Below are 17,064 nucleotides of genomic sequence, written 5' to 3'. Positions count from 1 at the left end.
GCGAGATGGTCATTGACGGACACCTCGAAGTAGACCGGTGGCCACCGCGATCCCCCAGTAGCACAACCGACACGTTTCAACGGGATAGCGTCAAGCGGTTCGGGCCGAGCCTCACCACACGTGGATGGTCCCCCAGCAACCCTTGCCCGCGCTGCCCGACACCCAGGGTGTCATGAGCTCGAAAGGTATCGACCCGGTCGGCTGCGGCTCCACCGCGACTCGGGCGCGCGGGTTGAAGTAGGCGCTCGGCAGGATCACTCGAACGCCGAGGGAGGGGATCCGGAACTCGGACTCGTCGGTGAACTGGAAGCCGGTGTCGATATCGATCAGGAACGGGGTGTTCGCAGGCACGCTGACCTCGGTGGTCGAGCAGAAGCCATTGTGGAATCCGAGTTCCACGATCGGGGGCGGGTCCGCGAGGCCGGGTGCGGCGTCGACCACGATCGCCGCGAGCACCGCCACGACTCCGAGCACACCGGGCTGAATGCCCCTCATGACCGAACCCTCTCGCCGCTGATCGATAGGACCGTGTCACCGACCATACTGCCGAGGGTCAGCCAATACGCCGCAAACGCACCGACATCGAAGGTCCTCGCACGCTCAGTCTTTGAAGCGGACCCGCAGTTCGGCGAGTCCGCGGATGAGGATGTTCGGTTTGTAGGGCGGATCGGGCTGCAGCAGCTCCATCGAACCGACTCGGGTGAGGATGCCGGTGAGCAGGGTTTCCATCTCCAGCATGGCCAGCGGCGCGCCCAAGCAATAGTGGTGTCCGAGACTGAAGGCGAGGTGGCGGGATACCGGCGCGTGGCCGTCGAAGCGGGTGATGTCGAGTCGGTCGGGGTTGCCGAAGGCGCGTGGGTCGCGGTTGGCGCAGGCGAGCAGGGTGACAACGCCGTCGCCGGGTTCGAACGTCCGATCACCGACGACAGTACGAACCTTCGCTGAGCGCGTATTGAGATGCGGCGGACCGTCATAGCGCAACAGTTCGTCGATCGCGGGGCGCACCAGTTCGGGGCGCGAGCGCAGCAGCTGTAGCTGATCGGGATTGCGCAGCAAGGCGAGTAGACCGTTTCCGATGAGATTCACGGTGGTCTCGTGGCCGGCGACGATCAGGAAGATGATGGTGCCGAGCATTTCTTCCTCGGTGAGTCGGTCACCGTGCTCTTCGACGCTCGCCAGCGCGCTGACGAGATCCTCGCCGGGTTCGAGGCGTCGCTGTGCGATCAGGTCGCGCAGATAGTCCAGGAACTTCGGGGTGACTTCGGAGCGGGCATCCTTGGCCTGCTGCGGTAGCAGGTGATCCGGGTCCAATCCCCAGGACAGGATCTGCGACCACTCCTGGATGCGATCGTGATCGCGGGCCGGTATCCCGAGGATCTCGCAGATGACCGTCAATGGCAGTGGGTAGGCGATGCCGGTGATGGCATCGAATTCACCGGTGGCCAGTGCGGTGTCCAACAGCCCGTCGACGAGCTCTTCTATCCGCGGTCGGATCGACATGATCCGCCGAGGCGTGAAGGCCTTGGACACCAAGCCGCGCAGCCGGGTGTGGTCCGGCGGCTCCATCCACATGAACACCGGCGGGAAGACTTCTTCCTGCCCGGCGTGCAGGTGTTCGACTTCCTGGTCATGACCCCAGTCGGAGCTGGTGAGCACGGTGACGATCTCGTCGTAGCGGGTCAGCAGCGTCAACCCGAGCGGTGACCGGTGCGCGGCACCGAGTTCCCGCAGTTGACGGTAGAAGGGAAACGGATCGTGGCGGTTGGCCGGGCTGAAGATCTGCAACATCAGCTGCAATTCGACCGGCAGTTCCTGCGGTGCCGGATCCGATTGCGCCGACGCACTGGACGGGCTCATGGCTCAGTTCCTTCGTATGCGGAGCTTTCGCTGTTCGATCTCACCAGACCTGGGCCAGTGTGCGGGGATTCGCCGAATCGGTCAGTGGCCATTTCGTTTTCGATTCGCCCGATCGACGGCATCACGTGCCCGGATCGCACAGCCGAGGGTTGGTTGATCGTGGAATTCTCCGAAGCGATAGAAGGACTCGACGTTGCTTCGCCTATTGCTCTCGCGCACAGCAGAATTCGACGCATGAAGGGGCTGTCATGGGCATGAGAACCGAGCCCGGCACACGATCCGAGCCATCCGCGAAGAACCTGACGGTCGTCGATCTGGTGATTCTGGCGGTCGGCGCCTTCACCCTCGGCGTCGACGGCTATGTTTTGTCCGGCCTGTTGCCTGAAGTCGCGGCCGATCTGCGGGTATCGGTCGGAACAGCAGGCCAGCTGACGGCATTGTTCGCGATCGCCTACGCGGTCGGATCGCCCATCATCGCCACCTGCACCGGGAGCTGGGATCGGCGAATCCTGTTGGCCGGCGGGATGATCGTGTTCACCGTCGGCACCGTGCTGCAGGCCGCCGGCCCGGACTTCGCGACCGTGGCGGCAGGACGGGTGATAGCGGCGCTGGGTGCTGCGGCTTACCAGGCGAATGCCTTCAGCATGGCCGGCCTGCTGAGCGACCACAGCCGCCGTGCCCGGTCGCTTTCCATTGTCGCGGGCGGCGGTTCGCTGGCGCTGGTGGCGGGGCTACCGTTCGGGATTCTCGTGGGCCAGGCGTGGGGATGGCGGACCATCATGTGGATCCTGGTCGTGCCGTCGTTGGTCTCATGTCTCGCGGTGGCGCTGCTACCGGCCGCCTACAGTCCGAGTCTGGGTCTGCGGGAACGACTGCTGGTGCTCGCGAATCGGCGGGTGCGCGGCGTCCTGCTGGGACCCTGACGGTGATGCTGCCGGGGTTTCTGATCATCGCCTATCTGCCTGCGGTACTTGATACTTCGGGGCCACTCGTCGTCGCGGCCATGCTTGCTTTCGGATGCGGCCAGGTGTTCGGGACCGCTGTCGTGGCCCGGCTCATTCGGTGGAGAGGTGCGGCACTCACCCTCGTTCTTGCCGCGTGTGGGGTGACCCTCGCGGCCGGGCTGCTTTTCGTGACGCGCCGGGTCGAGTCCGGAGAGATCGCGGCGATGACCGCATTGGGTTTCGCTGTCGGTATCGCGATGGTTCCGCAGCAACATCGGATGTTCGCCCTGGTGCCCGCCGTCGCTCCGATCGCGATGGGCCTCAATGGATCTGCGGTCTACCTGTCGGTGGCACTCGCCGCCGCGTCGGGTGGCGGTGTGCTGGCGGTCGCCGGAACGGCCGGTCTCATACCCACGGCGATCATCATCGGGCTGCTCGCGGTGATCGTGAGTCTTGCCGTACGTCCCGAGCGTCGCGCGCGGCGGGAGGATCAGCTCGCGGCGTGACTGTGTCACCCTGCGGAATCTCCTATCGCGCGAGGCGATTTCCGCGATCGACGATCCGCGACCGTCGCGGAGCAGACAGGCTTCCGACTAGTCGATGCCCGACCCGATGAAAGGTGCAGTCCATGCGTCAGGCTGTCGTGCTCGGCGCGGGTATCGCCGGGCTGTTCGCGGCCCGGGTGCTCGCGGAGGCGTTCGACCGGGTGCTCATCATCGAACGTGACGCGCTGGTGGGCGCGCAGCCGCGGCGGGGTGTGCCGCAGGCCCGGCATGTGCACGGGCTGATGGATCGCGGCAGGCAGATCATGGAGGAGCTCTTCCCCGGGCTCACCGCCGAGCTGGCCGCCGCGGGTGCGCCGATCACCGATGTGCTGCGCGGATCTCGTTGGTACATCGCGGGATTGCGGGTGCACCCGACCGATACCGGGCTGACCGCGTTGCTCGCCAGCCGTCCGATGCTGGAGCACGCCATCCTCACCCGGGTGCTCGATATGCCCGGTGTGGAGTTGTGGCAGCGCCGGACGGCGGCGGGACTGGTCGGCGACCGTGCCGTCACCGGCGTCCGGCTGGCCGACGGAACGGAGGTGGCGGCCGATCTGGTCGTGGACGCCACCGGGCGCGGGTCGCGCGCCGCGGACTGGCTCGCCGCGCTCGGTCACCAGCGGCCCGCCGAGGAACGCATCGATGTCGATCTCGGCTACACGTCGCGAATGTTCCGCCGCAAGCCCGAGCATCTCGACGGCGATCTGGCCGCAGTCGTCTCGACCACGCCCGGGTTCCACGGCGGCTCCGGGATCACCCTCGAGGGCGACCGCTGGCATGTGACGCTCAGCGGCATGCTCGGCGACCACCCGCCGACCGATCCGGAGGCGTTCGAGCGGTTCGCCGCGACCCTGCCGGTGCCCGACCTGTACGACATCGTGCGTGCGGCCGAACCGCTCGACGACCCTGTCCCGCACCGCTTTCGCGGCTCGCTGCGCCGCCGCTACGACCGGCTCGCCGCCGCGCCGCGCGGGTTTCTGGTGCTGGGTGACGCGATGAGCAGTTTCAACCCGCTCTACGCGCAGGGCATGACGGTGGCCGCGCAGCAGGCTCTCGCGTTGCGGGAGTGCCTGCCCGATCCTGTACCGGCACAGTATTATCGGCGCGCCGCCGTGCCCATCGACATCGCTTGGCAGATGTCCACCCAGGCCGACCTGCGCTTCCCCGGAGTCGAAGGCCCCCGCTCACTGCGCGGCAGGATCGTGGGCGTGTACACCTCGAGGATTCCGGTCGCCGCGCATCGGGACGCCGAGGTGGCCCGCGCCTTCATGCGCACCGCGAACCTCACCGCCTCGCCGACCTCACTGCTGGCTCCCGCCATCGCCCTGCGGGTGCTGCGCGCGAGCTCCTCGGAACGGAGTGCACGATGACCTTGGTGGCCGACCCGTTCGCTCCCGAATTCCGTGCCGATCCGGCACCGGCCTACCAAATGCTGCGCGAGACCGGCAGATTGCACGAATATCGGCCCGGCATCCATCTGGTGCCGCACTATGCCGATTGCAGCGCGATCTTCGCGGACCCGGCCTTCGGGCACGGCTACTTCTCCGGCATCAATCCCTTCCGGCCCGGTGTGGATCCGCGGACACTGCCCGGCTCGTTTCTGCTGATGGATCCGCCCGACCACACCCGGATGCGGGCGATGGTCGCGCCCGCGTTCACCTCCCGGGCCATCGCGGCGTTGCGCGACCAGGTCACGCGGACGGCGATCGCACTGCTCGACAATGCCGTCGCAGCGGGCGAAGTCGACTTCGTCGCCGACATCGCATACCGGCTGCCGCTCACCACGATCTGCACGATTCTGGGGATTCCCCCGGCTGATCACGCGACGTTCGGGATCTGGGCCTCGGCGATCAGCCGCGGGCTGGATCCGGACGCGCTGTTGTCCGACAACGAGAAACAAGCCCGGACCGCCGGTGTGCTGGCTTTCGCAGAGTATTTCGCCGACCTCATCGGACGCCGACGGAGTGCACCCGGCACCGACCTGCTCTCCGGCCTCGCGATCGAAACAGATTTGACGACAAAGGAACTCGTCGACGTCGCCGTGCTCCTGCTCATCGCCGGCCACGACACCACGATGAATCTGATCGCGACCGGCTTGCTCGCCCTCGCACGCAACCCGCGGCAGCGCGAGATCCTGCGTGCCGACCCGGAATCGAGCCGGTTCGCGGTCGAGGAGTTTCTCCGCTTCGACACCCCGGTGCCGTTCCCGACCCGAGTCGCCATGCAGGACATCACTTTCGCGGGCCACACGCTACCTCGGGGAACGGGCCTGATCCTGCTGGTCGGTTCGGCGCACCGGGATCCGGCGGCGTTCACCGATCCGGACTCGCTCGACCTCACCAGATTCGCACCGGGACGGTCCACGCCACGCCATCTCGCCTTCAGCCACGGCCCTCACTTCTGCATCGGCGCGCCACTGGCCAGGCTGCAAGCCGAGGTCCTGTTCACCGAATTGATGACTCGCGCACCAGATTTCGACCTGCTGGATCCGGAACCCGCCTACCGGGCATCGGTATCCATGCGCGGCCCGCAATCCCTGCCGATTCGCCTGTCCCGCTGAGCCCTCACGGTTCTCACAGCAGTGTGTTCCCAGTCGGTGTAGACGGTCGAACACACCTCGCGGATAGCCTCGTTCGAGGCGGCGACGTCCAGGGCGACGGTGGCGACCGGGCAGCCCTTGGTCCAGCCGGATGTCTCCATTCGGTCGCCGAGCGCGCCGAACAGTAGAACGGCCGGTCATCTCGAACCCCGCGGTGACCGGCCGTTTCGATCGTCCGGCCCCCGGAATCCGCCGAGTCTTCCCTGCTCCGGGAACAGCCCTCACTACATACCTGTTCATCGTGCCGTTAAATAGCGGCACGATGTTTATTGGTATCGGCGCGAGCCGGGCTACCACCTGGAAGGGAACTGTCATGACTCCTCGCATCCGCAAGTTCGTTGTAGCGGCGGTCGCGGCCGGCGCGCTGATCACCGCACCGATGCCGTACGCCCTGGCCGACTGCCACTCCGGCGGTGGTCGCGACGGCCGCGGCAGCCTCGGGGACGGCGGGCACGGCGTATTCCTGCCCAACGGCGTGGGGCAACTCGGTTGCATTCCCGGCTCCGCGGCGCGGCCGTGCCAGGGCCACTGATCGCCGTATCGCACAGCGCGCTTCCCTCCACTGGGAAGCACGCTGTGCGCAATTGTCCACGGGTGCATAGCATGCGCCGATAACACGGGCGCCACGTTGGGAGCTACATGAGTTCGATGAACACTTCGAAGCTGGTTGCCATCCGCAGTCTCGAAATCCTCTCGACCGGCGATCGCGGGCACTTCGACGCCGTGATTCATCCCGCGGCGCACCGGGAAGGCACCCGTGAAGCCCCCGCCGCCCGACTGCCCGGCCCGCACGGCTTCTATTCCGCGGCACTGTTTCTCCGCGCCGCGGTGTACGAACTGCGCCACGACATCGTGCACGCGATCGCCGACGACGGCGTGGTCTGCCTCGAGACCGTGATGACCGGGCGCCGGGTCGGCGCGTTCACCCTTTACACCCCGACCGGCGAGATCGAACGACTCATCCCGGCCGACGGCACGAGATTCCAGGTCGCACAGACGCATTGGATGCGCGTCGCCGACAATATGGTCATCCGACACTGGGGCTTTCAGGGCTGTCTGGCCGGGATCGAGCATTCGAGCCGACTGTCCCCGGCCGTCGGCGGAGCCCAGTAGCCGATCGCCTCGATTCGCACCGCACTCACCGCGAAACCTTGCCAGCGGTGGGGATATTCGACCGCCTTCGCACGGCTGACCTCGGATATCGTTGCGCGAGGGAGCTATTGGCTCCCGACCCGAACCGTCACGATCACCGGCACGGTTCGCGATGATCCCCTCTCGTCGACTGATCGCCGTGCGGCGCATGCGCGGCGGTCACGCCGGTCGATCGTGATCACTGCCTCGGGACGCGCGGCCCGCGTCCCGAGGCAGGCCCCTTTCGTACGAGCGCTCGCCCCCCTGCCGTAGGAGCCGTTCCATGCCTGCATCCGGCCGTCGAGAAAACCTGCCGCCCACCGCGGTTCGCCTGTGCGTACACGAGGGCGCGGGGCACGGAATCGAGGTGCTGATCCCGCCGGGAACGGCGGTGGAGGTGGGCCGGGGAACAGACCGGCAGCTACCCGACGCCTTCGGCTGCCTGGGGGTGTCCCGCAGTCACGCCAGTGTCGGTGTCGATCCCGACTTCGGACTCTGGATCCGGGATGACGGGTCGCGACGCGGAACCCGGGTCAATGCCGATCGGGTCCGCCTCGGCGAGAAGGTGTTCCTGCGGATCGGGGATACGGTCGCCCTCGGCAATCTGGTTCTGGAAGTCACCTCGATCGCCTACTCACAACCGTCCGCCGACTGCTGACGAGCCGATAGACAGCGATCTGGACCGGCACCCGAGCATCCACCACGGGTGGGATGCAGGGTGCCGGTCCAGGTCGGGTCCGCGCCCGCGTCGGGCGAGCGGGTCTCAGCAGTGCTCGGAGTAGCGGCACTGGTGCGGGCCGCGGTCGGAGTTCGGGTTGGCGCGTTCGTCGGCGCCCTCGCGGTCGGGCAGGCGGGTCGGGCCGCGGTGGGCACCGTCCTCGGTGTGCACGTGACCCGGCCGGCCGGGTCCGGCACCGGTGGTGCCGTGCCGACCCGAGGAATCACCGCTGCCCGCCGACGAGGAGCCGTGCGGTGCGGCCAGCGCGCCGGGAGCGAGGGCGGCCGAGGTGAGGGTGAGGGCGGCGCCGATGAGGGTGGCGGTCACCAGTTTCCGGGCGGTGCGAGCGATGGGCATGACAGGGAGTCCTTCGAATCGGGGAGGGGTGGGACCGGCCGGACAGGTCAGGACAGCACGCCGTCGAAGCACAGGCTCGCGGTGCGGGCGGTGGGCAGCGGACGCGGTCCGCTGAGCCGGAAGTCCCACTGGTCGATGCCGGCGACGGGATGCCAGTAGAGCTGTCCGGCGGCGCCGCTCTGCAGCTCGTACACGGCCTCACCACCGTCGATCAGCTGATCGCCGACGCAGTAGTCGTTGTATTCCGATCCCGGCTGCCAGGCGCCCGGGCTGAAAACCCCACGCGGACTGCCGGTTCCGGGGCTCGAGACCGAGGCGGCCTGCCCGGGCGCCCGATCGTGCGACCAGCGTCCGACGCCGAATCCGTCATCGTGGCAGGCGAATGCCCAACCGCCGCTGTACACGGTGCTGCCCTGCCGGTGGACCGCACCGGCCCACAGACAGCCGAGGGCGCTGTCCGCCGAGGCGGGGGCGGGGTGCAGGGATCCTCCGGCCAGGGCCACGGTCGCGGCACCCGCCGCGATCGTGGCCGCCGCGCGGATCCAGCGCTGGAATCGAATGCTCATCGACGTCTCCGTCTCGGTTGCTGATCGCGCGCCGACGTCGACTTCGAGGAACGGCGCTACTAACGCCGTTTAATGTACCGCTATCCAGCGGCACGTAATTCAGGTCATTCCCACTCGCGGGAAGGCCCGATCACATCTTGTTCAGCAGCTCCGAGAGCTCCACATCGTGCCCGAGCTCACGGTCGATGAGCTGGGTGACCAGCCCGGCCGCCACCTGTCCGGGCAGCGTCCGCGCCACCCGCACCTGCTCGCTGAGCTCCACCAGATCCGCGGGTGTGCGCTCGGATCGGCGGTACGGATCCCACGCTTCCCGATGCAGCAGATCGACGGTCCGGCGCGCGATCCGGTCGCAGTCGGCGCGCATCCGCTCCAACTCCCCCAGCACCGCCTCGGCGGGCAATCCGACCGCGGTGAGCTGGTCGACGAAACCGGCGAGCAGCCGGTCGGCGACCCGGTAGGTCATGGCGTCGACCGGCTCGTAGATACCGGCCGCGACCACGCGGGCCAGCCCGTTCGGCACCTCGGCGAACCGCTCCTGCAGATCGGTGGCCGAGATCGAATCGCTCGGCGCGGCGGTCGCGGGCGCGTCCGTCTCGCCCACGCCGAGCACATCGCCGAGATCGTCGCCGCGGTCGAGAGCGGCCAGCAGTTCCTTGATCCCATTGAGCTTGATGCCGCGATCGAGCAACCGGCTGATGGTGTGCACACGCTGGAGATGCTCGGGGCTGTAGTACCCGGTCCGGCCCTTCACCTGAGGCGGCGGCAGGACGCCTCGCTCGTGGTACACGCGGACGCTGCGGACCGTGGTACCGGCCGCGCGTGCGAGCTCATCGATGGTGTATTTGGCACGAGCCGCCGAAACCACCGTGCGGAGCGTTCGCGTGTACCACGAACGCGGGCTGCTTCCGTCTCCAGAGGTACGTGGTCGTACCGGATACTACGGCCATGATCACCTCAACCGCTTGCAAACGATCAGTCGTCTGCTCAGCAGGGGCATGAAGCTCAACGGAATCCGCGAACTGCTCGAGGCCTGGGACCGCGGCGAAGGCCTGGGCGATCTGCTCGGCGTCTCCGAACAGGCCACACCCGACGAACCACCCGCCGCACCCACACCACCCTCGGCCCCCGGCGACCTCATCGATTTCGACTCCTTCGCCCCGGCCCCACCTCTCGACCCGAACCGCCGCGAACTCACCGACCGCCTGATCGACACCGGCCTCTCCCCCACGGCCGCAATGGAATTCGTGGACCGTCTCAGCTCCGACTGCGACAGCCTCGCGGCCCGCTACGCCGACTCCCTGTTCGACCACCTGGCGCGGAAAGACCAGATCCGAGCCGAACAGGATCACACCGTCCGCGCGGCCGACTCCGCGATCGCCCGCCTCATCTCCGAGCGCGCGATGTCCGCGATGCTCGATCGGGCACCGCGCCCCGCAGACTCCCCCGCCCCGCGCTGAACCACCGGTCTGGCGCGAAATAGGCAGGACTACAACACCTCTCGCCTACCCGGGCCATCTGCCCGCGTGCCGGGCCACCGCCGCCGAGGCCGATGACCCGGACGGTCTTCAGCAACTACCGAACGACCCGCTGCACAGACGCGAGCCACCCGGACCACCGAACCCGTAGGGCGGCATCATCGGCCACGGCAGCGGCCCACGCCAATCCGGCTGACTCCGCCAATCAGGCTGACTCCGCCAATCGGGCTGGCCTCGCCAATCCGGCTGGCCGGGAATCCAACTCCCCGGTCCCCCTGGACCGTGATGATGCGGCCCTTGCAATTCAACGACATTGACCGGAGCCACTGTCTCGGCAGATGCCGGAATACATACCGACACAAGAGGTATGGCAACCCCAGCGATAACGGCGAATACCCGCCCGCCGATTCGCGCAGCGGACCCACCCTGCTGATTGAACATGAATTCCCTTCCGTCCAGCCGCATTTCACGGAATACGACGTGCGGAAATTCTAGAGTCGACAACCTCAACCCCGCATCGGCGCGAATCCCCAACCACGGGAGGCCGTCGCCGTCTACGACGACATCAGCGCTGCCGTGAACACCGGAGGTTGCGATGCCACCCGCCCGATCCTCACCGATTGTTTACGGCATGTCTTTCAGGACGAACGGTTCCGCGCAGAACCGTTGTGTCAATCCTTGCTGATGTCGATCCCCACCCGGACATATCGGCGCAGTTTGGAATTCTCGATCTTGTTGAAGGAGACTTCCCCCTCACAGCAGCCGTGCTTGCATTCCGGTTCATCGGAGACTGGGGCGGATATCCCCACCAACACCAATTCCGTTGCAGCTGTGGGTCATCGAATCCTTTGGTTGGGCATGAACGCGTCGGCGGAGCACCGTGTCGAGGACCTCTCGGCGAGGACAGCGACCGTAGGGTCACGACACCGTGTAGATCCAGGAGCCATTGCATCCGTAGTCACGGCCCGAGTTGGATTCGTAGCGCCAGCTACCGTCCGGAGCATCGATGCTCCAGTCTCCGTCGGCGGTCACGATGGCGCGGTCCTCGACTGTCAGGATCGTGGTGGTGTTCGGGCCGAGCTTCCAGCTGTAGCCCTGGAACAGCTGATTGTTCACGCCGGCGATTGCGTGCCGGCCACTCCCGTGCGAGCGGCGAATGCGCTTCTCATCAAGTCCCCCTCGGTTGCACTCCTCGGGCACGAATCCCATTGGAGTAGAAGCTCTTCGGTGCCTGATGAATGCAACCGGGACGCGCTTGCGACTACCTTGCGAAATCCTTGGCCCGCCAGTGCCGTCAGTGGGATGTTCCGGCGTCGTAACCTGTTGCGGCGCTGCGGACTTGTTCGACGTAAGTGCTCGAGTGGTTGTAGGCGTAGATCGCGGTGCGCCAGCCGTGGCCGGTGGCGAGGTCTCCGCCGGAGGCGCACAGGTAACGGCCTGCCGCGAGCGCGGCGTCGTCGATATTGTCGGGACTGCCCGACAATGCGGTGGCGGTGACCGGTGTCGCGTTCTGTAGTGCGGTGGCCAAGGTTTGGTAGTCGACGTCGGCGCGGGTGCCCCAGCGCTTCCACGTGTCGGGGATGAACTGGAACGGTCCCATGGCGCGGGCGTAGACGGTGCGGCCCGAGCGGGCGGTCGCGACGGGATCGGTGATGACGGCGTTGCCTCCGGTGCCATCGAGAGCGATACCGCGGATCGGGGGCGCGACCGTGCCGTCGGCGGCGATGCGCGCCCCGCCGAATCGGGCATGGTTGCTTTCGATGCGCGCGATCCCCGCCAAGGTGGTCCAGCCCAGGTGGCAGCCCGGCTGGGCTCGGGCCATGACCACGGTCGCGTATCCGTAGGCCTGCACCGCCTGCACCGGGATCCCCGATTGGGTGGCCCGCGTCTGTGCCCAGTCGCGAAGTTGATCGATCGGGCTGCTCGCGGCGTCGAGTCGGATCGCGGGCAGCTGACCTCCCGCCCCCGGCGGCGGCGTGTCGGGGGTCTGCGCGTCGTGGTGTGGATGCACGGTGCCGACCAGGGCCACCAGAGCGAGCACCGCTGCGGTGTAGGCGAGCCGCACGCCGCGCCCGGTCGTCTGATCGGCCTTGTCGGTCATGGCCGCTCCTCGGAATTCTTTGTCGCCACCGATGTTTCGCCTACTCGCTCATCCGCACGGCCGCGGCTGGGCGGTCGTGATGGTCGGCTTCGGTGTGGTGGTCGTGCTCGGTTTGGCCGGGGTCGGCGTGCTGGTTTTGGGCGGCACTGTCGTCGGATGCGGTGCCGTCGTCGGGTGTGGTGCCGTCGTCGTCGGCGGGTGCGCGATGGTCGGTGTCGAGATCGCCGAGGGGCTCTTGACCGTCGTCGGGCAAGTCGTCGTCGTGGTCGGCGGCAACGCGGTCTTGGTCGGCGGCAACGTAGTCATGGTCGGCCGCAACGTAGTCGTGGTCGACGGCAACGTGGTTGTGGTTGACGGCAACGTGGTCGTTGTCGTCGGCAACGCAGTTGTCGTGGAAGGAACCGCGGTCGTGGTGGAGGGAACCGTGGTCACCGGTGTCGTAACCACCGTCGTGGTCGACAGTGGTGTGTCGCTCGTCGACGCGATGGTCGTCGCGGTCGCCGGGAGTTGGGTGACGGTGACGATGCTGGGATCGGCTGTCACTGTGACGGTCGAGACGGTCGTGTACGGGATCGGAGTGCCCGGGTCGGGCTGGTACGACGGGTAACTCGGCACACCTCCACCGAGGGTCGCGTTCGCGCTGGCGGTGATCGAGAAGACTGGTGGTCCGACCGTGGTGGTCGGGACGTCGGTGACCGTTGTCGTGATCGGCGTGTCGGTGGTCGTGATCGGGGTGTCTGTGGTCGTGGCGGGGTCGGTGGTCGGATCGCCGGTGCCGGTGTCCGGCGGCGGAGACGGCGCGGTGCCCGCAGTCTCGGAATCTGTTGTCGCGGTATCGGTGGGGACGGGCACGTCGCTGGGCGTGAGGGACGCGTCGGTCATATCGACGGTCTGGATCGACCCGTACTGAGCAGTCACAGCGTCGAGGGCGGAGGTTGCCTCGGTACCGGTGGAGGAGGCGACAGTGCCGACGGCGTCGTCGCCGCGCGAATCGGCGGCCACGACGACGACCACGATCAGCACCAGCAGCATGCCGGTGGCCGCGGCGTGGGGACCGCGGCGTCGAAGGTGTTCCTCCGGAACATATTTCGACAGCCACGTCACCATCGGGTCGGTGATCGTGCGTGCCCACCGCGACATCGGCGAACTCTGAGCCGCGACGACCGGCTCGTCGACGTCAGGATCGTCCGTGGCGTCGACATCGACGATATCCACTGGTACGGAAAGGATTTCGGTGTCCGGATCGGGTTCCGGAGGCGGGGTGGTGTCGGGTGTTTTCACCGGCGATCGCTTTCTACTGCACGACGAGCGTAGGTGGCGGTTGCTCGGCACGATTGCCGAGCAACCTTCGGAGCTATCGGACAGGGTTCAGCACGAGCCTCCCGGCGGGGCCGGCGTGGTGGTTGTCGTGACGGGTGCGTCGGTGACGGAGACGGTGATGGTCTGGGTGGTGCTGCCCTGGGAGGCGGTCAGGGTGTGGCTGCCCGACTTGCTGGGTGTCCAGGTGGTGGTGGCCTTGCCCTTGAGGGAGTCCGGGGTGACGCCGCCGGCCGGGCCGAGGTTCTGGCCGTTGTCGGCGAAGAAGACCGACAGGCCGATGGTGGAACCGCTGACCGTGGCGGTGATGGTGTAGGTGCGGTTGGTCTGCAGGTTCTGGTCGGAGACCGACAAGGAAACAACGTCGGCGGAGGACGGTGTGGCGAGCGCGACGGTGGCCGCGGCGACGGCCAGTCCGATGCCGAGGCGCCGGCTGTGGGTGATGCGCATGGAAATATCCCTAGAACTGATCGGTAGCGATGATTTTCTCGATATTGCGTTCGGCGAGCGCCGTGATGGTGACGAACGGATTCACTCCGACGCTGCCGGGAATCAGGGATCCGTCGGTGACATAGAGGCCCGGGTATCCCTTGAGGCGCCCGTAGTTATCGGTCGACTGATTGAGCAGGCAGCCGCCGAGCGGGTGGTAGGTGAAGAAGTCACCCCATATCCGGTTGCCGCCGAACAGGTCATATCGATAGATCGTCGCCGCACTGGCATTGATCTTGTCGAAGACGGCTTTCGCTTGATCGATCGAGGGCTGGGACATGCCCGCCGTCCAATTCAGGTCGACACCCCCGGTGGTCGAATTGAATACGAAATTGGCACGGTTCGGGTTCTTCGTGATGGCGAGGTACAGGTTGGCGAACGTTTCGATGCCCGCCGGGAACGGGGTTATCTCGGCGAATACCGAATTGGAGTCCCACGCGTCGATGCCCATGCAGGGCACCGTGGATTGGCTGGTACCGGTGGCGCCCCAGCCGGCCCGGCCGACCATCACGTTGCCGTTGTTTCCCCAGCCGGTGCCGACCGTGCAGTCCAGATGCGGCAGCTTGTTCTGGCTTTTCATCGAGACCAGCAGCTTGCTGGTGCCGACGCTGCCGGCGGCGAAGAACACCTTGTCGGCGGTGATGGTCTTGGTGGCGACCGTTTTGCCGCTGACGTCGGACTGCGTGATGGTGACGGTGTAGCCGGAGCCGCTGGCGGGGGTGACTGCGGTGACGGTGTGCAGCGGTGAGATGGACAGGTTGCCGGTGGCGGACGCGGTGGCCAGATAGGTCTTGTCGACGGATTTCTTGCCGTAGTCGTTGCCGTAGAGCAATTGCCCGCCCAGCGCCGACGCCGGCACGCTGCCCGCGTCTTCCTGTTTCATGTAGTTGAAGTCGTAGACGTTGTCGACGAAAACAGTGTTGAATCCGGCCTTCTGGGCGACATCGCGGCTGACGCGGGCGAACTGATACCACTTGGTGGAGTTGAACCAGTTCTGGTCGATGCTGTTGACCTGCAGACCGGCTTTGGCGCGGGGGTAGTACTTGGAGTACATCTCGCCCATGTCGACCGAGGGCAGGATGGTCTGGATGTAGGACTGTTTGGGGACCACGGCCATGCCGCCGTTGACCAGTGAGCCGCCGCCGACGCCGCGGCCCTGGTAGACGCGCATGGCGGCGAAGTCTTCGGCATCGAGGATGCCCGCGTCGTTGGGAATGCTCTTGTCGATCGGGAAACCCAGGACATTGCTGATGGGTTGTTCGGTCTTGGATTTGAACCAGTAGGAGCGGCCGTCGGGGTTGAGCAGGGTGGGGTGGATCTTGCCGTCGGATCCCGGGGTGACCCAGTTCTGCCCCTTCTCAACCATCGCGACCTTCTTGCCCGCCTGGGTGAGTCGTAGCGCGGTGACCGCGCCGCCGTAGCCGGAGCCGATGATCAGGTTGGGGACGTGGTCGCCGTCGCTGATCATGTTCGGTGCCGCCGAGGCCTTGGCCGTCAGCCGGGCGGGCATGGCTGCCATCGCACCTGCTGCACCTGCCGCCATGCCCGCGGCCGCCAGAAACCTCCGACGCGAAACCGACGAACCGAACTGTTTGTTATGCGGCGTGCCTTGCATAGAAATACCTTCCGAATCGAGGCCGGTGAATCTGGCCTCCGTAACGCCGCACACATTAACCATTGAATAGAACACGTTTCAACGGTGTGAAAATATTTCGGTGATATCAGAATAGGAATGGGCACGGCTCATGACCCCTTGGCCCACCCTCAATAAATACGAATCGAGTGGCGAAACTGTACTCGATCACCGCCTATCGTGTCAGCAGATTGAAAAATGTCCGGCACCAGGGGCATGGACTGACATCGGGAATCAATTCACTGACACGACGTCCCAATGGAAATGAATCGCCGATTTTCGGTGCACGCGTGAATTACTGTCGTGAACGATTCATGTGCGGTACTCAGAGGGATGCGGCATGCCCGGCGGCGCGGAACTCCCCGGGCGACATCCCGGTCTCGTCCTGGAACGCCCGGTAGAACTGCCGCTCGCTGCCGAACCCGCAGCCCGACGCGACGGCCGCGATCGTGCCCGACCCGGCCCGCAGCAGTGTGCGCGCGTGCGCCAGCCGCACCCGCCGCAAGGCCGCCACCACACCGCCGTCGGCCTCCGTCGCGCGATACAGGGTGCTGCGCGAGAGCGAGCAGGCCGCCGCGATGCCCTCCACACTCAGCCCCGAATCAGCGAAATGCTCTCGCAGATACCCGAGTACCCGTTCGCGCGCCTGCGCCATCGCGGGCCCTTCCAGGGGGCGTTCGCCGGAGATCAGGGACACGACCGAGGCGAGCAGGTCCACGGTGTGGTTGGCCATGGCGATGCGGTCGGCGGCGTAATCGTCGGGCAGCGCGGCCACCGCGCGGCAGTACCCGGCCGCGATCGCGGCCGCACCGGGACCCGGCAGCGACAGCGGCTGCTCGAACAGCTCGGCGAAGCGCGCCGGCGCGAGTCCGGTGCGCGCCAACAGCATCGACCACGGGACCTGCACGATGGCGGTGGCGCAGTAGTCCTCGATCCGGAAGATGGTCGGCAGGTCGGTCGAGATCAGCACGAACGAGCCCGCGGTCAACACCATCTCGCGCCCGTCCTCGACCACCAGCGCCGAGCCCGCGGTAGGGGCGAGGGCCACCACGTAGCGCCCCTCGGTCCGCGCGACATGGTGCGCGGTGCGGCGACCCTGTATGCCGCCGCCGCGCCCCGTCCCGATCCGCAATCCGCCCGCCGCGACCACCGAGGAGAAACTCCCGGAAAACGATCTGCCCGCTAATGGCTCCACCGCGATCGGCACCACATCCGAGCTGAGCAAGGTCGCTGACCGCGCCAAAAACGCCGCGGGAGAATAATTCTGTATGGACATGTGGTGCCGCCTGTTTCGTTCACACCCGCCCGCAGGCGGCCGGGTGGTGGAGAGAG

22 protein-coding genes and 1 pseudogene are annotated in these 17,064 nt (G+C 66.7%); 12 read left to right on the top strand and 11 right to left on the bottom strand.

The window, feature by feature from the left end; translation table 11 throughout:
- Positions 1-111: 111 nt before the first annotated feature.
- Positions 112-495: a hypothetical protein gene (locus OG300_RS06155; RefSeq protein WP_405493015.1), complete on the bottom strand. Its 384-nt coding sequence runs from the start codon at positions 493-495 to the stop codon at positions 112-114.
- 105 nt (positions 496-600) lie between these two features.
- Positions 601-1,857 carry a cytochrome P450 gene (locus OG300_RS06150; protein ID WP_405493013.1) on the bottom strand — a complete coding sequence of 419 codons (1,257 nt, stop codon included), beginning with the start codon at positions 1,855-1,857 and terminating at the stop codon, positions 601-603.
- 248 nt (positions 1,858-2,105) lie between these two features.
- Here OG300_RS06150 and OG300_RS06145 point away from each other — a divergent pair, with 248 nt between their 5' ends.
- The 4 genes from OG300_RS06145 to OG300_RS06130 all read left to right on the top strand — a co-directional run bounded on the left by OG300_RS06145 (position 2,106) and on the right by OG300_RS06130 (position 5,906).
- Entirely contained in the window at positions 2,106-2,780 is a 675-nt protein-coding gene (locus OG300_RS06145) for an MFS transporter (protein WP_405493011.1), read from the top strand.
- Between the two features lie 5 nt (positions 2,781-2,785).
- Positions 2,786-3,307, top strand: a complete 522-nt coding sequence (locus tag OG300_RS06140) for a hypothetical protein (protein ID WP_405493009.1) — start codon at positions 2,786-2,788, stop codon at positions 3,305-3,307.
- A 122-nt stretch (positions 3,308-3,429) separates the two neighbouring features.
- Positions 3,430-4,716 (top strand): NAD(P)/FAD-dependent oxidoreductase, encoded by a 1,287-nt coding sequence (locus OG300_RS06135; RefSeq protein WP_405493007.1) that lies wholly within the window; start codon positions 3,430-3,432, stop codon positions 4,714-4,716.
- Positions 4,713-5,906 carry a cytochrome P450 gene (locus OG300_RS06130; protein ID WP_405493005.1) on the top strand — a complete coding sequence of 398 codons (1,194 nt, stop codon included), beginning with the start codon at positions 4,713-4,715 and terminating at the stop codon, positions 5,904-5,906. Before OG300_RS06135 ends, OG300_RS06130 begins: the two co-directional genes overlap by 4 nt.
- Here the strand turns inward: OG300_RS06130 and OG300_RS06125 are convergent.
- A complete protein-coding gene (locus OG300_RS06125; protein ID WP_405498485.1) occupies positions 5,846-6,070 on the bottom strand; it encodes a TetR family transcriptional regulator C-terminal domain-containing protein in 225 nt (74 codons plus the stop codon). The two genes, OG300_RS06130 and OG300_RS06125, sit on opposite strands and share 61 nt — an antisense overlap.
- Positions 6,071-6,258: 188 nt before the next feature.
- Between OG300_RS06125 and OG300_RS06120 the strand changes: the two genes are divergently transcribed.
- The 3 genes from OG300_RS06120 to OG300_RS06110 all read left to right on the top strand — a co-directional run bounded on the left by OG300_RS06120 (position 6,259) and on the right by OG300_RS06110 (position 7,734).
- Positions 6,259-6,477, top strand: a complete 219-nt coding sequence (locus OG300_RS06120) for a hypothetical protein (protein ID WP_405493003.1) — start codon at positions 6,259-6,261, stop codon at positions 6,475-6,477.
- A gap of 116 nt (positions 6,478-6,593) precedes the next feature.
- Positions 6,594-7,058 (top strand): ester cyclase, encoded by a 465-nt coding sequence (locus tag OG300_RS06115; protein WP_405493001.1) that lies wholly within the window; start codon positions 6,594-6,596, stop codon positions 7,056-7,058.
- A 301-nt stretch (positions 7,059-7,359) separates the two neighbouring features.
- On the top strand, positions 7,360-7,734 hold the full coding sequence (locus OG300_RS06110; protein WP_405492999.1) for an FHA domain-containing protein: 375 nt from the start codon (positions 7,360-7,362) through the stop codon (positions 7,732-7,734).
- Between the two features lie 105 nt (positions 7,735-7,839).
- Here the strand turns inward: OG300_RS06110 and OG300_RS06105 are convergent, their stop codons facing one another.
- The 3 genes from OG300_RS06105 to OG300_RS06095 form a co-directional block, all read right to left on the bottom strand.
- Entirely contained in the window at positions 7,840-8,151 is a 312-nt protein-coding gene (locus tag OG300_RS06105; protein WP_405492997.1) for a hypothetical protein, read from the bottom strand.
- A gap of 47 nt (positions 8,152-8,198) precedes the next feature.
- On the bottom strand, positions 8,199-8,717 hold the full coding sequence (locus OG300_RS06100) for a hypothetical protein (protein WP_405492995.1): 519 nt from the start codon (positions 8,715-8,717) through the stop codon (positions 8,199-8,201).
- A gap of 130 nt (positions 8,718-8,847) precedes the next feature.
- Positions 8,848-9,582, bottom strand: a complete 735-nt coding sequence (locus OG300_RS06095) for a MerR family transcriptional regulator (protein WP_405492993.1) — start codon at positions 9,580-9,582, stop codon at positions 8,848-8,850.
- Here OG300_RS06095 and OG300_RS06090 point away from each other — a divergent pair.
- A pseudogene (locus OG300_RS06090) lies at positions 9,551-9,688 on the top strand (MerR family transcriptional regulator); the annotation flags it as partial. The gene OG300_RS06095 and the pseudogene OG300_RS06090 sit on opposite strands and share 32 nt — an antisense overlap.
- 24 nt (positions 9,689-9,712) lie before the next feature.
- The gene (locus OG300_RS06085; protein ID WP_405498882.1) at positions 9,713-10,174 is read left to right on the top strand and encodes a hypothetical protein; all 462 of its coding nucleotides are present in this window, start codon (positions 9,713-9,715) and stop codon (positions 10,172-10,174) included.
- A 936-nt stretch (positions 10,175-11,110) separates the two neighbouring features.
- Here the strand turns inward: OG300_RS06085 and OG300_RS06080 are convergent.
- Together OG300_RS06080 and OG300_RS06075 are read right to left on the bottom strand one after the other, a co-directional pair.
- Positions 11,111-11,308 (bottom strand): hypothetical protein, encoded by a 198-nt coding sequence (locus tag OG300_RS06080; RefSeq protein ID WP_405492991.1) that lies wholly within the window; start codon positions 11,306-11,308, stop codon positions 11,111-11,113.
- A gap of 178 nt (positions 11,309-11,486) precedes the next feature.
- Entirely contained in the window at positions 11,487-12,293 is an 807-nt protein-coding gene (locus OG300_RS06075) for a murein transglycosylase (RefSeq protein WP_405492989.1), read from the bottom strand.
- Between the two features lie 79 nt (positions 12,294-12,372).
- Between OG300_RS06075 and OG300_RS06070 the strand changes: the two genes are divergently transcribed.
- Genes OG300_RS06070 through OG300_RS06060 form a run of 3 tightly spaced genes read left to right on the top strand, consistent with a single transcriptional unit; the run spans position 12,373 to position 13,446 of the window.
- A complete protein-coding gene (locus tag OG300_RS06070) occupies positions 12,373-12,900 on the top strand; it encodes a hypothetical protein (protein ID WP_405492987.1) in 528 nt (175 codons plus the stop codon).
- Positions 12,901-12,939: 39 nt separating this feature from the next.
- Positions 12,940-13,203 (top strand): hypothetical protein, encoded by a 264-nt coding sequence (locus tag OG300_RS06065; protein ID WP_405492985.1) that lies wholly within the window; start codon positions 12,940-12,942, stop codon positions 13,201-13,203.
- A gap of 54 nt (positions 13,204-13,257) precedes the next feature.
- Positions 13,258-13,446, top strand: a complete 189-nt coding sequence (locus OG300_RS06060; protein ID WP_405492983.1) for a hypothetical protein — start codon at positions 13,258-13,260, stop codon at positions 13,444-13,446.
- A gap of 215 nt (positions 13,447-13,661) precedes the next feature.
- Here OG300_RS06060 and OG300_RS06055 read toward each other — a convergent pair whose 3' ends face one another.
- From OG300_RS06055 to OG300_RS06045, 3 genes are all read right to left on the bottom strand, one after another.
- Positions 13,662-14,060, bottom strand: a complete 399-nt coding sequence (locus tag OG300_RS06055) for a hypothetical protein (RefSeq protein WP_405492981.1) — start codon at positions 14,058-14,060, stop codon at positions 13,662-13,664.
- 10 nt (positions 14,061-14,070) lie between these two features.
- A complete protein-coding gene (locus tag OG300_RS06050; protein WP_405492979.1) occupies positions 14,071-15,618 on the bottom strand; it encodes a GMC family oxidoreductase N-terminal domain-containing protein in 1,548 nt (515 codons plus the stop codon).
- 439 nt (positions 15,619-16,057) lie between these two features.
- Positions 16,058-17,008 (bottom strand): AraC family transcriptional regulator, encoded by a 951-nt coding sequence (locus OG300_RS06045; protein ID WP_405492977.1) that lies wholly within the window; start codon positions 17,006-17,008, stop codon positions 16,058-16,060.
- Positions 17,009-17,064: the final 56 nt, after the last annotated feature.

Source organism: Nocardia sp. NBC_00511, from assembly GCF_045161165.1.
Taxonomy (GTDB): Bacteria; Actinomycetota; Actinomycetes; order Mycobacteriales; family Mycobacteriaceae; genus Nocardia.
The sequence above is the reverse complement of the archived record's forward strand: the minus strand, read 5'-3'. Positions and strand labels throughout refer to the sequence as shown.